12 protein-coding genes and 1 pseudogene are annotated in these 13,995 nt (G+C 59.7%); 8 read left to right on the top strand and 5 right to left on the bottom strand.

Going from position 1 to position 13,995, the window contains the following annotated elements; all coding sequences use genetic code 11:
• Positions 1-423 precede the first annotated feature (423 nt).
• From K2Y56_RS26055 to K2Y56_RS26045, 3 genes and pseudogenes are all read right to left on the bottom strand, one after another.
• A pseudogene (locus K2Y56_RS26055) lies at positions 424-555 on the bottom strand (IS110 family transposase); the annotation flags it as partial.
• 211 nt (positions 556-766) lie between these two features.
• Positions 767-2,929: a molybdopterin oxidoreductase family protein gene (locus tag K2Y56_RS26050; RefSeq protein WP_292514968.1), complete on the bottom strand. Its 2,163-nt coding sequence runs from the start codon at positions 2,927-2,929 to the stop codon at positions 767-769.
• 379 nt (positions 2,930-3,308) lie between these two features.
• Positions 3,309-3,629: a multidrug efflux SMR transporter gene (locus tag K2Y56_RS26045; protein ID WP_292514966.1), complete on the bottom strand. Its 321-nt coding sequence runs from the start codon at positions 3,627-3,629 to the stop codon at positions 3,309-3,311.
• Positions 3,630-4,488: 859 nt separating this feature from the next.
• Between K2Y56_RS26045 and K2Y56_RS26040 the strand changes: the two genes are divergently transcribed.
• From K2Y56_RS26040 to K2Y56_RS26010, 7 genes are all read left to right on the top strand, one after another.
• Entirely contained in the window at positions 4,489-5,511 is a 1,023-nt protein-coding gene (locus K2Y56_RS26040; RefSeq protein ID WP_292514974.1) for an asparaginase, read from the top strand.
• Between the two features lie 124 nt (positions 5,512-5,635).
• On the top strand, positions 5,636-5,821 hold the full coding sequence (locus tag K2Y56_RS26650; protein WP_366849548.1) for a hypothetical protein: 186 nt from the start codon (positions 5,636-5,638) through the stop codon (positions 5,819-5,821).
• Positions 5,818-6,231: a CopD family protein gene (locus tag K2Y56_RS26030; protein WP_292514959.1), complete on the top strand. Its 414-nt coding sequence runs from the start codon at positions 5,818-5,820 to the stop codon at positions 6,229-6,231. The genes K2Y56_RS26650 and K2Y56_RS26030 overlap by 4 nt, the downstream gene beginning before the upstream one ends.
• 495 nt (positions 6,232-6,726) lie before the next feature.
• Positions 6,727-7,287: a hypothetical protein gene (locus K2Y56_RS26020; RefSeq protein ID WP_292514957.1), complete on the top strand. Its 561-nt coding sequence runs from the start codon at positions 6,727-6,729 to the stop codon at positions 7,285-7,287.
• Between the two features lie 1,162 nt (positions 7,288-8,449).
• Positions 8,450-8,575 (top strand): hypothetical protein, encoded by a 126-nt coding sequence (locus K2Y56_RS26645; protein ID WP_366849545.1) that lies wholly within the window; start codon positions 8,450-8,452, stop codon positions 8,573-8,575.
• A gap of 15 nt (positions 8,576-8,590) precedes the next feature.
• On the top strand, positions 8,591-9,196 hold the full coding sequence (locus K2Y56_RS26015) for a Crp/Fnr family transcriptional regulator (RefSeq protein ID WP_366849543.1): 606 nt from the start codon (positions 8,591-8,593) through the stop codon (positions 9,194-9,196).
• Positions 9,193-9,426: a hypothetical protein gene (locus tag K2Y56_RS26010; RefSeq protein WP_292514954.1), complete on the top strand. Its 234-nt coding sequence runs from the start codon at positions 9,193-9,195 to the stop codon at positions 9,424-9,426. Before K2Y56_RS26015 ends, K2Y56_RS26010 begins: the two co-directional genes overlap by 4 nt.
• A 631-nt stretch (positions 9,427-10,057) precedes the next feature.
• Here the strand turns inward: K2Y56_RS26010 and K2Y56_RS26005 are convergent.
• Positions 10,058-10,297 carry a hypothetical protein gene (locus K2Y56_RS26005; protein WP_292514952.1) on the bottom strand — a complete coding sequence of 80 codons (240 nt, stop codon included), beginning with the start codon at positions 10,295-10,297 and terminating at the stop codon, positions 10,058-10,060.
• A gap of 2,458 nt (positions 10,298-12,755) precedes the next feature.
• Entirely contained in the window at positions 12,756-12,950 is a 195-nt protein-coding gene (locus tag K2Y56_RS26000) for a hypothetical protein (protein WP_292514949.1), read from the bottom strand.
• Between the two features lie 255 nt (positions 12,951-13,205).
• Here K2Y56_RS26000 and K2Y56_RS25995 point away from each other — a divergent pair, with 255 nt between their 5' ends.
• Positions 13,206-13,382, top strand: coding sequence for a hypothetical protein (locus K2Y56_RS25995; RefSeq protein ID WP_292514946.1), 177 nt, complete (start codon positions 13,206-13,208; stop codon positions 13,380-13,382).
• Positions 13,383-13,995 lie beyond the last annotated feature (613 nt).

Genomic DNA, 13,995 nt, shown 5'->3' with positions numbered 1-13,995 from the left:
ATCCCTAAGCCCTATCAATGCCTTACGCTACGCTCGCCACCACAGATCCACTGCCCTCGTGAATAAGACAGGCTAGACCTAACGTTTAGGACTCGGGCGGACGGCGACACCGGCTCGGGTTCGTCCTCCACGGTGGGGACTGGTGGCTCCTCGGCCGACCCCGCGAAGAGTGGTTCTTCGGTCGGCACTTGGGGCTCGGACACACTCATTTTCCGACAGAGATCGTCCACCAACGCACCGTTGTGAAGCCTGCCGCAGGACAAAGGTGCTTTGTTCGTTCGTGCAGCGTTTGCGGGGCATGGCAACTACCCTCCTCCAGGGTTCAGGAAGCCCGTAGAACTTGCGCTGGGCGCGGATCGGTTTGCTGGGGCAGGGTCAGGTAGTCGGCATCAACCGCACGTCCTGGCCTAGCTTTATCGGTTAGAGAGCCCGATGGCGGGACGTGCCACACGCTTCCATGCCGACCAAGCATTGCTGCAGCGTGTCGAAGAACGGATCGACCTGTGCTCGCCACAGCGCCTTGCGAACGGCGGCCGTCCCGGCTGCATCGACAGCAACCGCTTCCTAAATCCAGATACCGGCAGAAGGAGCGAGAGCCATCCAGCCCAACTGCTTATGCGTATGTTAGTGGGCGGAGCGGACAAGGATGTGCTCGCACCTTTCGATCGACAGCAAAGCTGGCAAGTCGGCAACCTGGAGAACAAGCGTCCCGTAGGACGCTTGCGCTTGTCATCCCATTGATCGTTCAACCGACCGCCGAGGAGCTTCAGTTCGCCCGAGCGACCTCGACGAGATTGTCCGAGAAGGACGGTGCGTGTCCCATGTCGGCAAAGGCTCCCGACGAGATACTGTTGACCGTGCCCTCGTTGAGCTGGCGCCAGTAGCCGAGCGTCGCGACCACGATGCCGGCCTTCACGTCCTCGGTGATGCGCGCCACGCCTTTGAAAGCGCCGCGGTCGTTAGCGACCTGCACCCGGTCACCATCCCGGATGCCGCGGGCGTCGGCATCATGCTGGCTGATCATCACGAACTGTTCGCCCTGGCCCTTCTGCTTGTCTTCCATGTTCGCGTAGCAGGAGTTCAGGAAGTAGTGGCTTTTCGGTGAGACGATATTGAGCGGGAAGCGCTTGGCTAGTTCCGGGTCGTTGGTGTGGGACTCCCGCGGACCAAGGTAGTCGGGCAGCGGATCGAGCGCCTCGCCGGGTTGGAAGCCTTCGTACATCTGCCGGAACGGCGGCGCGACGAAGTTCGTGGCACCCTCGACCATGAACATGCATTTGCCGGTCGGCGTCGGGAAGTTTCCTTCCTTATGCGGGGCACGGTCGTCCGGCGTACCGACATTGAGCCGGGCGAAGCCGTGCTCGCGCATGTATTGGAGGTCGATGCCCTTGCAGGCCGGGGCGTTCCAGTCGACGTAGTGCTCCAGGCACTCCGTGTCGGTCCACTTGAAGTTCTCTTCCTCGAAGCCGAGCCGGGCGGCGAGCTGGCGGAAGATCTCGTTGTTCGGGATCGCCTCGCCGGGCGCATCCGCGCACTTGGTGTTGTAGGTCAGGTAGAGGTGGCCCCACGACAGGATCATGTCCTCCATCTCCGCGCCCATCGTGGCCGGAAGCACGATGTCGGCGTAGGACGCCGTGTCCGAGATGAAGTGCTCGGCCGAGACCATGAACAGGTCCTCGCGCATCAGCCCGGCGACGATCTTGTCGGTCTCGGGCGCCTGCGTGACGGGGTTCGAGTTCCAGCACATCATCGACATGATCGGCGGATCAAGCTTCATTTCGCCGGTGAGCGCCCGCCCGATCTGAAGGTTGCTGATGACGCGAGTACCCTCCGGGATCAGGTCGGGACGGCACATCACGTCAAACTTGTAGGGATGCTCCCAGACGCCGAACTGCGTGACGCCGCCACCGACATGGCGCCAGGCGCCGGTCAGCGCCGGGATGGATGACACCGCCCGGATGGTCTGGCCGCCGCCGTAGTGCCGCTCCAGCGCCACGCCCATGCGGATGCCCACCGGCTGCTCGGTCGCCATCTCGCGGGCGAGCCTGCGGATGTCCTCGGCCGGGACGCCGGTGATCTCGGCGGCCCATTCCAGCGTGCGGGTGCTGGCCCGCTCCTTCAGTTCCTCGAAACCGACCGTGTAGTTTTCGACGTAGTCCTGATCGACGAGGCCCTGTTCGATGATCGAGTTGATCAACGCCATGGCGAGAGCGCCATCCGTGCCGGGCTTCGGGGAAATGTGCCAGTCGGCCGCCTTGGCGGTGCGGGAGGCATAAGTGTCGATGACGACGACCTTGGCGCCCTTCTTCTGCGCGTCCTTGACGATAGCCCAGTGGTGCAGGTTCGTGCTGACGCTGTTGCAGGCCCAGATCACGATGTACTTCGAGTGGATGTAGCTGTCCGGGTCGAGGCCCGCCGTTGGGCCGACGGTGAGCAGCCAGGCCGTGCACGAGCCCTCGCCGCAGAAGGTGCGCTCGGTCACGGTCGCGCCCATGCGGTTGAAGAAGGCGTCGCCGCCGTTCAGCCCGTGCACGAGGCCCTGGTTGCCGAGATAGCTGTAGGGCGCGATGGCTTCGGGCCCGTACTGCTCGATGATCGCCTTCCAGCGCGTGACGATGGTGTCGAGGGCCTCGTCCCAGGTGATGCGCTCGAACTGCTTCGATCCCTTCGGCCCAACCCGCTTCATCGGATAGAGCAGCCGATCCGGATGGTAGTGGCGCTTCTCGTAGTCCTTCAGTTTCACGCACAGGCCGCCCCGGGTCATCGGGTGGTCCGGGTTGCCGCGTACGCTGAGCAGTTCGCCGTCCTTGACCTCGAACAGCATCGAGCAGGTGTCGGGACAATCGTGCGGGCATCCACCGAAGAAGGTCTCGGTCAGGCTCTCGGCCTCGGCGACCAGCAGTGAGTCGGGCTTGACGATCTCGTTCATATTTCCTCCACGGTCGAGCGTCCCGCCTTATTGTTCCTGACGGGCCGGCTCGATGCGCCGGCAGGATGCACTTAAGTGCTAACAATTCCAAATTATCGTCGGGCGCGTGTCGATCGGCATGGGTTCGGAGTGCCCTCCCCTCGTAGCCGATGCCACTCGCGGCAACGCGTGTTCCTTTGATGACAGGCGGTATGGAGTTCGAGCCGACGTCCGCTCCCGTTGTCGACGTTATTCGACCTCACAGGTGGCCAAGCGGCCGGGCGTGATCCGAAGGGCAAGACTATACGCGGCAGACTGTCGAAAACTAAGGTCTCGGGTCTAAACCCGGTCGAAGGGATCGATGCCGTCTTGACCGAACGACCTAAAACAGAACCGGCCTCTACGAGGGGCTTGCGAACTTCATCGTCACTAGGCCCGATACAATCAGCCCTGCCGCGATCAGCCGAGGCATGCTGGCCGCCTCACCAAGTACCATGATGCCGACGATGAACGTCCCAACGGCACCAATGCCTGTCCAGATGGTGTAGGCCGTTCCGAGTGGTAGGGACCGCATTGCGAGCGCCAACAGACCGAAGCTGCCGATCATCGTGACGGCCATGATCGCAGTCGGCCATAGGCGACTGAAGCCGTGCGACTGCTTCATCGCATAGGCCCATACGACCTCAAGGATGCCAGCGGTGATGAGATAAATCCACGCCATGACGGCCCTCCCTTGAAGGGCCGGGCCGTCCCGGACTTCGACCCAGCGAATGGGGGAAGACGTGGCTTCCGGCGATAGAGTTGGTGTTCCGCCTATCAGGTTACAAGTTTGGTGTGCCCACGGACTATGCGAGAAGGACAAGCGCAAAACTCCGAACGAGCTACCAGCATCTCACACCAAATCTATTTATGGTGAGACCGTCGGGTATCAGACGTTTGACTGGTGCATAGCTTGGAACACCCCTGGTTGCCCATCGAAAGCATCGGTGCACGAGGAACATCGTGCCGGAAGCAGAGCTGAAAGCTGAAATACCAAGCCAGTAGGTTGGGACAGGACACGAACACGAATATGAACAAGCGCGGTTGATCCTGCTCTCCATGGATAGCCAGAATCATCATGTCTCGTGGCGCTCCAAGGTCGGCTGCCGGAGCCGCGAACTAATCCTGAGCACCATCGCCGTCTCCGGCTTGAAGCAAGCGTGTGGGCCACAGCATTCTGCACCTCCTCAAGCAGGCGCGCTGTCAAGGTTCCCGCATCGCGGCTTTGCGGCTCCCAGTATTCGGCCTCTGGAGCCTGTCATCGCTTGATCCGCCTGTGAGGGAAAGCCTTGCCCTTCCTCATCGGGGTGAGGGATCCTGAGCGCGCTCCCCACCCAGCAAATGCAAGTACCGGGACACATCCGGGCCTCTCGCGCTGTGGCAATTGACAGGTTGGGAGCATGTCATACCGTGACCGGGCGATGAGTGCCTCGATGGCTCCAAGCAGCGTGTGGCTTCCGGGGCTTCTCGAACAGACAAGTATAAAAATGATGGAGGAGATCTTGAAGATCATACAAAAAGGAAAAGCGCTGAATGCCAGCATGTTTTTGGCTTGTTTGGCCTTCGCAGCACCTTCGTATTCTCAGGAACGCCCCACGGTTGCCGTCGTCACCACTGGCGGCACGATCGCTATGAAGATCGACCCGGCCACCAACGCGCCGGTTCCTGCCGTCTCAGGCGAGGATCTTATCGCCGCCGTGCCGAAGCTGAAGGACATCGCAAACATCCGTGTTATCGAGTTCAGCAACATTCCGAGTGACTACATGGGGCCGGACCGCTGGCCTGCGCTCGTCAGACGTGTCGAGGAGGTCCTGGCCGACCCGACCGTGAAAGGTGTGGTCATCTCACACGGCACCGACACGCTCGATCAGACAGCCTACTTCCTCGATCTCACCCTGCGCAGCGACAAGCCGGTGGTAGCGGTCGGAGCCCAGCGGAATGCGTCCGAGCGGGACACGGACGGACCCCGCAACCTCTTGAACGCAGTCCGGCAAGTATTGGCCGACGAGTCCACGGGCAAAGGCGTAACAGTCACGATGAACAGCTACATCAACGCCGCCCGCTTCGTCCGCAAAACCCATTCCAGCAATGTCCAGACTTTCACGTCGGGGGATGCGGGCTCTCTCGGCTACGTCGATGAGGACAGGGTGGTGTATAACTACACGTCGCCGCGTCGACAGAACGTTCCTTTACCCGAGCGCATGCCGCGGGTCGATCTGCTCGCGATGTTTGCTGGAACGGACGGCAGCCATGTCCGGCACGCTGCAGATACCGGCGCTGAGGCCATCGTGGTCGAGGGCTATGGGTTCGGCAACATGAATGAGGCCATGCACGATGCGATCAAGTATGCGGTCGATAAGGGCGTCGCGGTGGTCGTAGCCACCAAGGTGGACAATGGCCGTGCTTTGCCAGTGTACGGATTCAAGGGCGGAGGTAAGACGCTTTATAACGCTGGCGCGGTATTCGCAGGCAATTTGTCGGGCGACAAGGCTCGAATCCTCACCATGCTCGTGGTGCCCACTACTAAGGATCAGAAGGGCCTTCAAGCTTACTTCGATAAATAAGCGATCCATGGCTCGCGGGATAATTTGATAGCCCGAATTATTAGCCCTGGCCGCGCACGCGCGGCCACGAACCTAAATTTGTTCGTTGCTTGCGGTAATCACGGCGGTCCGCCTCTTCGGTCCGATGCACGGCTTCGCTTTCGTCGCCTACGTCTGGTTCGTCCTTCATTCGCTCGGCGCCGGTCTGCTGTCGCGTCGAGAAGCGGGTCGTCTGGTCGTGGCTGCCTTCTTTCCCGGGGCCGGCTTCTTGACGGCCCGCTTCCTGACCCATCGCATCACGGAAACCCGTGAGCGGGGAGCGAGAGGATGACGCTCGCAGACGCCTATCCGTGGCTCAAGGCGCTGCACGTCGCCTGCGCGCTGCTGTTCGTCGGCGGGCTCGTCGCCAATTGCTTGATCCTCGATGCCGCGCCTGCGGCGCCCGCCAGCACCGCGCCCTTACTGGTCAGGGTCAAGCGATGGGATCGAGCGGTGACGACACCGGCGATGCTGGGCGTATGGGCCTTCGGCATCAGCCTTGCCGTCTTGGAAGGCTGGTCTACGCACGCTTGGCTTCTGGCGAAGCTGGTGCTCGTCGTCCTTCTGTCTGCCATCCATGGCCTACAATCGGGCCAAGTCCGGCGCCTAGTCCTGGGGCACGGCGTCGAGCCACTGCGAGCCTCCGCGCTCGTCGTCACGGTCGTGATCGCCATAGCGGTGCTTGCCGTCGTGAAGCCTTGAGTTGCGTCTGATCGAAGTCAGGTCCGCTTTGTGTTCAGGACGCGCGTGGTCGGTCCTGAACGCTCAATCAGGAGGAGAGGGAACCTGCCCCTGCAAGACGGCTCTCGCCCAGAATGGGGGACGTCCGTTGAAGCCGGAAAAGCTTTGGATGAGAGATCGATGGGACAATCATGCGAAGGGCCTCCGATCGATCCGACGAATTCGTCACGATCTGGGGCGGGGACGAGAGCCGGCACCACACCGGCCCGGCCGTGAATTCTTCAACGACGCCCTTCGTCCCCACCGTGAAGCATCGTCTCGATCTTCTCCATTCCTTGCGCCCGTGCCTTCGCTTCGGATGCGAGTGCTCGATCCGATCGCTCGACTAACTTTCCGTGGTGGCGGATGGCCCACTGCCAAGCCCCTTTAGAACGTGGGTTTGGTGTGACCTCAAGGGTATAGGGATGGGTGCTGGTCTTCGGGCCGGTCATCCAGCAATGATGCCACGAGCGCTCGGTGAGCGTCACCAACCAAAAAGCCTCGACTTTCCACGATTGCATCAATCGTGGATCAAGCATGCGGGCAGATCTCACGGATCCGCCGAACCGACTCGGCTATTGGTCGGGCATGAGCGCACGTTTACCTTTCCCTCGCCTGCGGACCCTTGCAGCCTTGCCGCTTCACGAGGCCGAGAGTCTCCTGACCCTGGCGGAGCACTCCTATCAGCTTCAGTCGGGCCAAAGCGCACGGCAGGGTTTGAGACGCATGGCAACCTACCGGCGCTTCCTGAGGCTGCCACCGTCGTTTGATCTGGCTGAGATCAAAGCTGCCGAGCACCGTCGTGCCCCGCGGCAGGACCTCTTCCGTCTCGGGGAGATGCGCCCTCAAGGTTGGTCTTACGCGCTCGATTGTCTGGTTCGAGAAACCTCAGCCCATGGAGCACTCATCGAAGTGGGTTGGACGGAAGATTTGCCCGACGAGTTCACGCTCACCGTCGAGAGCATCGGCTTGAAACATCGCTGTCAGGTTGTGCGGCGCACGGAGAAGTATCTCGGCGTCGCCTTCACGGCGGCATGATGCAACAGGTCACCAGCTGAACCTACCACCGACCTTCAGACCGTTTTCGTGCGTTCCCCGACCATACGTGGCCGAGCCCGAACATGGGCCGATTGTGAAGGTTGGCATCGGCCCCATCTCGGAGTGCTAGGGTCGACACGAGTGCTCAGCTATTCCCCCTCGTCTTCGCGACTGCCTTTGTAGCGGGATATTGGGCGATCCACGCGCAGAAGCAATGGGCTAATGCAGTGACGACGGTGCTCGCCTGGACCTTCATGACAGTGGTTCTGCTACTCGCAGCGCAGGTTTTGGTGAACCACACGCCACGCCAGTATGGGCGTGCCGGTCTGAGCACCGCCTCGCACCCGCAGGTGACTTATGAGGCCGCCAGGTTCGACCACGGAGGGCCTACAGCCATGCGTTCGACATCTCGCGTTCAAAACAAGGGAACGGGCTGGGATTAACCGCAGACCTGTCTCCGGCTCAGACTGGAGCGCCGACGAAGAAGGCGCCTAATCGAAGGATTTGCAGAACAGAGGTGGCGATTGCCTGAGCTTCGATACGGCCTGATTCCGTTGCAGGTACTGTGGCTGCTAGATAAATTACTTTATTTCCGTGTTGATATGTCACAATTCTGAAGGCATTGCACGTGGAGGAATGATTTTCTTTGCAAAAAGCCACACGGTAGAGGTCAATGGATCTGTAAAAGCTCAACGGTCTTCCATCGTCTGCAATCGCCTCCTCCGAGATCTTCGGAGAATTCTGAGGGACGTTCGGCCGGACAACGTCGCCCATCGGCTGAACCATATCGCGCTTCGATGGTGCGCATGATGTGTGAATTCGCCGGGCCTTGCCCGTGCCTTTGTCATACGAGCCACAAAACGGTGAACTTGTGTCGTCGTCCCGACCTGGCTGCCACGGTCGACGGCGACATCCTGATCTCTGCTCGAAAACTTTCCTGATGGGCGAGGATTACACGAGCAACCTCCCCGCTGTCGTAAATGCGATAAGGTCTAGAATGTCCGCTTCCGTACCAACTGAAGAAGATCGATGATATGTTAATCTAGATCATAGCTGCTGGGTGACCCTGGTTTAGGCTGATTTTTATCACTGGCAAATGGTTACAGGTGCTCGTGACTGGGAGAGGCGTGCGCTCCCACCTGCAAAGCTAAGGTGAAGCGTGATGTCTTCGAACCCCGAGCCCGGTTCCCTGGACGCGCTCATCCGTAAGCTGGAAAGCATCGCCACTCTCTCGGCGGAGGAGCGGGAGGCCATCGACGGCCTGCCGGTCACGGTGCGGGCGCTTTGACCCAGCCAGGACATCGTGCGGGATGGCGACAGGCCCTCGCAATGCTGCCTCCTGCTAAGCGGCTGGGCCTGCCGCTACAAGCTCCTCAGCGAGGGACGGCGACAGATCCTCTCTTTCCATATTCCGGGCGACCCCCCGGATCTGCAGAGCCTCCACATCCAAACCATGGACCACAGCCTCGCCACGCTTACGGAGGCCAAGGTGGCCTTCATCTCCCACGAGAGCCTCCGGGACCTGACCGCGCGCTTTCCCGGCATCGCCGCAATTCTCTGGCGCGACACGCTGGTCGACGCGGCGGTCTTCCGCGAGTGGATGGTCGGCATGGGCCGGCGCTCGGCTTTCGAGCGCATCGCGCACCTCTTCTGCGAGTTGTACCTCAAGCTGCAGGCCGTGGGGCTGGCGGAAAACTATCGCTGTCCGCTGCCGGTCACCCAAGCCGATCTCGGCGATGCGCTCGGCCTCTCGAACGTCCATGTCAACCGCGTGCTGCAGGAGATGCGCGGCAAGAGCCTGATCACGCTGCGGAGCCACACGCTCGTGATCGAGGACTGGAGAGAACTTCTGCGGTTCGCGGAGTTTGACCCGTCATACCTGCGTCTGAAGAAGCGTGCCATGGCATGAGCCTGCGCCTACAGCCGGTGCTGGTCGGCACGGGCAGCCACGACACCGACAGTCATTTCGTCTTTGCCGAACGCTACCTCGTGGCGGTGATTGTCCAGCTTTCGGACGACCACGACGACGAGGGACGCTGGTTCCTGGAAGCTGGCTTCGGGCGCATCGACGATCCGAATGCGCCTACCTTCGCCGATCTCGACGAGGCACAAAGCTGGATTGCGGATCAACTCGCCTAGCCCTTTTAAGAGCAGCCATACTCTCGGCCCCAGCAATGATCTCAGCGCGAAGCGACTTTCCCCAATCCTCGAGTTTTGATCGGCCTCTGCGCAAATCGAGTGCATCTTCAAGTTGTCAATTCAAGAAAGCGGCTGGACTATTCGTATCAACAAAATACGTTTTATTGTAAACTTTCCGAAAGAAGGCCGCCCTGTGAGGGCGGCCTGAAGTTCGAAGGAGGAACCATACCATGAAACTGCAGCGATGCGACGCCATGCAACCGCCTTGCTGCGCATGAGAGCAACGCTGTGCAATCGCTCTTATGTAATAAGCCAACACCACATGTCATGTGAAGTTCAATAAGCTGTATCGACTGTCGGAAATCGTACAATCATATGATGCGACCTCGCCGGATCTGAGTCTGGTCGACAGAAATCGTAGTAGCGATTGTCAGAGATGGCTGCCCTGCCGATGTCTTCGACTGCCTAGCTTCAGGAGGGTATTAGCGGCGCTTGCAACCCTCCCTTGAGGGAGAGCGTCAAGCCAAGAGAGGCAGCGGGAATGCGCTGCCGAAAGCAATCGAGAGATACGGGAGGATCTGCCTCACAGTGATAAGATGTTCAGCTTCTGGCTCGTGCGGGTCGCGCGCGCTCATGGTCGAAGGGCTGTGAAGAGATAGTAGCCGGTGAGGCCTGCTGCCTGCTGCGCAGCCCTTGCGTTGAAGTCGCGCAAGGATGAAGCCGCGTCAGCCAAGAGGCCGCGATGTTCCCACTCCATCCCATTGAGGAAGTCAGGGACAGGTCGATCCACGCGAATGGCACAGCACACGCCAACGTCCGCCTTGCTGGCGAAGAGGTTGTAAGTCAATGGAACCTGCTGCTCGTGGATCATTGAGACCTCCTCTCGGAGGTCGCTGAAAAAGCACGCCTGGAGAAGGCATCGAACTGCGTAAGTTAGAAACAATTCAGCCTTTTTCCGGCTAAGGTTCTTTGGTCGGATAGCGAACGTTAGTTGCTGACACTTGGACTACTGCAGCCCACAAAGCGTCGTAGGCAGCGCGGGATGGCTTCATTCCTTGCGCACCAAATCGGCTCGCGGTATCGAGTGGATCGCCGAGCGACGATCAGCGTGTCAACGGCTGCCGGACCGGTGCCGGAGGGCTCAGAACGCGAAAAGTCCGATGCGCCAGTGCGGTGGCCGGGCTCAACGTCGATCTGCCATGGTGTCACCGAGTGCCCGCAGGATCGTCCTCGGTCAGAAACCAAAGTTGCCTGTCACAAACGACAGAGCTGTCCGTCTTCCGTGAGAAGAAAGCCCCGCGCGGCAGATGCCGGCGGGGCTTGATAGGGATCACAGACAGGTCAGGGACTGCGATATGGTCATCATGCCGTCGGAAGCGTAAATTCTTTCTTGCGAAGGACGAAAAAAGCCCCGCCGCGACGAACCGGCCAGTGACTGTAAGGGAAGGGTCGAGACCCACTACCAAGAGCAAACCCCTTTTTTTGCGTCGTGCAGGTCTCGCACCCTACACACCATCGATGCGGTGGTAGAACAGGACGCGCGGGAAAGGCCTAAGACAGCCGACAGCTATCCCTCGCATTGCAGACCATTTTGAGTGTTGAACTCGGCCCGCATCGAACGTAGATCGTGTCACTCTTCCCAACGCCCGAACGCTACGTCGGACTTGCCACCATAGTGGGCAAAACAAATATGTAGCCCATCATGGCAAGAACGGCCAAGACAAGGAGGCCGGCGGACAGGTAGCCCGTCCTGTTGAGGAAGTGCTTCCGCAGATTTTCGCTGCTTTCGCCCATGACGAACCTCCCATTTTTGTATTCGGGGGAACGGCTACAGCCCAATAAAGTTCGCTGGTTTTCTAAGGGGCTAACGACGCAGCTTGCGTTCGACGTGGGAACGGAAGATTAGACCAGCTTGTCGGGCGGGAAGATATGATATCAGGCGATAGCAGTCGAGTTCGTCGGGTTGGGGACTGAAGCGGAGCCAGCAAGGTGGCCTTCGACGCCTGTGCCTTGGCTGGTCCTGGCATCACCGAGATTTATCTCCCCGCCCCTCCCGGCGCCGATGCGAGAGAAGGCTCGAATGCAGTCACCGGCCCGATCCGGCGAACGCCCTAGTATGGCGTTACCCAGATCTCATGCAGCCCATCCGCATCTTGAAACCAGTAGGCTTCCGAGATGGAGTCAACGCCGAAGGAAGGATATGTTCGAACGATCCCGTGTACTAATCGCTCGGCAACCTGGCGATTTTCGATCGCATAAGCGAGCAGTCGAGGAGCTGAAGCCCTAATATTGTTTAGATCGCGGACGTAGATAGCGTGAAACATGACACCTTCGCTTCTCTCTTAATCATGCAACAGATGGATGCGAGGTGAATGCGCTTCTGACGGTCAAGTTCGACGGCGGCTTAAACAAGAGTTAATGGAACACCCACGTTTCCCTTAGAAATCTTACAATCTCTGTTGGCATTCCTCATGCCATGCAGTTGTAGAGTGACGAGAACTGATCGCTTAAGCCGAAGGCGCAAATCGCTCTCGTCACTTCGTTACTGGGCCGATGGATGCTGGCCTTATGTCAGCAGCGGCACCTCATCGCCGCAGCATCGACAGCGGTCGAGAATGCAATCGTTATCCACCTGCTTGGAACATGGCCTGGAACACTCGCTGGTTTCCAAACACGAGCGTAGGTGCGACGGGCAGCTACCGTCGAGAAATCCTGACGAAGCCGTAATAGGCTGAAAGCAGGTCGTATTCGGGCGCCCCAATCCATAGGCGCCGCTTCGATGGCTCCTCATCAACGCTGATGAGCATCATGTCTTGCGGGTGTCCGAGCGATGCGGATTGCACCTCGTACAGCTCACGGATGGAGTCTTCGCTGCCAGCATCGAGGAGGCGCGTGGCCCAGATGATGTGAACTCCCGGACCTGCTAAGGACGTCGTGAGTCTTAGGCCGTGCCTGATTGCTGCGGCAAGCAGTTCGTTCAAATGTCGGACGAGATAACGAGGGATACAAAGCGGGGTGAGGAGCCCCGCGGTCGTGCGGGCGCTTCACGATAGACGTTAAAAGAACCCCGGCCCGTAGAAGCGGGACGGGCGATAGAACCGCCTCGGACCATAAAAGCCGTTGAGAGGAAGCGACGGGCGCCTATGCGCCCGGGGTGATTAAGTAGCGCTGAGTGACCAAACGGAGAATAAACGAGGTATTAATTATTGAGCAACGCTCAAAACAATACAGAAATTAGTTTCATCGTCTTAGTATAAGTTAGATATGTGATTAAAGACTGTACGTATACTGTAGCGTCTCATGCCGCAACACATTAATATCGAAAATGTCTAGGGCCTCTCTAGATCTTTGGCGATCCAACCTTTAATGTGCAGATACAAATCGCCGCTGCTCAAGAACCGAATGTGTCCCGACATGGCAAGGCGCATCGCAAACGTATCGGCCTGATCGGTTGTCGTTCTCTCTCGTTTCGGTAAGGCACGCCACCGACGCAACGCCTCTTCTTTTGCCTGTTCCTTCAGCATAGAGCACTCCCGTTTCACCGAGGCGCTCTCACGCATCGTGCCGCTCGACCATGATCCCTCGCTGAAATAAGTGGCGCTGGCCAGCCTCTATAACCATGGGGCTGGCCAAGCTGGCGGGGTTGTTGTCCTTAGGCACCTTACTGTGGCGTCGCGCGGTCCGGTCGCGTCAGACTTCATGATGAAGGCCATTGCAGCATCCATTCGGTGACCGCCGCGTTGGCTTGCGCTGAACGGAAGCGAACAGGACAAGCAGCCATGGCAAGCACGACCTCACAGGCCTGGAATGAGGGCAAAGGAGCGAAGACCGCTGGTCAGCCGCATTCCGTCAATCCTTATCCCGCCGGATCGCAGGAAAGCGCGGACTGGCTAACCGGCTACACCGACGGTGAGCGAGAGCAGAACGTCGACCAACCACAGCGGGGCGAAGGCTGATCAGAGGTTGGCCAGGCGGTATCGGCGGATCTTGGACACCCTCGCACCCCCATCGTTAAGCGTTGCGCCGCACATGTCCTGACGACAGTCACAGCTATCCGGCGAGCCAGCCCGGCCTGATGTCGAGCCCGCCCGGTCCGATCTCGCCGCTCTCGGATAGCGGCGGCGCTTCATGTTCAAGCTGCCGTTCTTGTTCGAGCCATGACAGCGGCTCCTCGTCCTGCTTTTCTGCGAGTGATGACAGGTCGCGTCCGTCCGGCAGTGGAGGCTAAGTCAAGCCGGCATGGTCAGCTTCCACCAACCCGACGTTGAGAGCCGAGCGGTCCGCATCGGCGGGATGGCGGATCAGATCCCGTTCGCCATCAGCCGAGCACTGAACGACGTCGTCAGCGCCACGGAGACACGGTTGGCGGGGGGCCCCTGGGCGAGACACACGACCAATAGGGACATGAGCGTTCTGAAGACCTCACTCAACGTCGAGAACGCCAGTAAGGGCGGCCTGCACGTGTTCTCTAAGACAAGCTGGAGCGGGGCAATCGGTAGCGTCCGCGGACGAGGTGTAAATTCGAGGACCGCTTTGGCGGGGATTGGGGTGGCCATCGGGCCATGCGGC

It is taken from the genome of Methylobacterium sp. (assembly GCF_019745455.1).
Lineage (GTDB): Bacteria > Pseudomonadota > Alphaproteobacteria > Rhizobiales > Beijerinckiaceae > Methylobacterium.
Note: the sequence above shows the minus strand (reverse complement) of the source record. Positions and strands in the feature narration are given on the sequence as shown.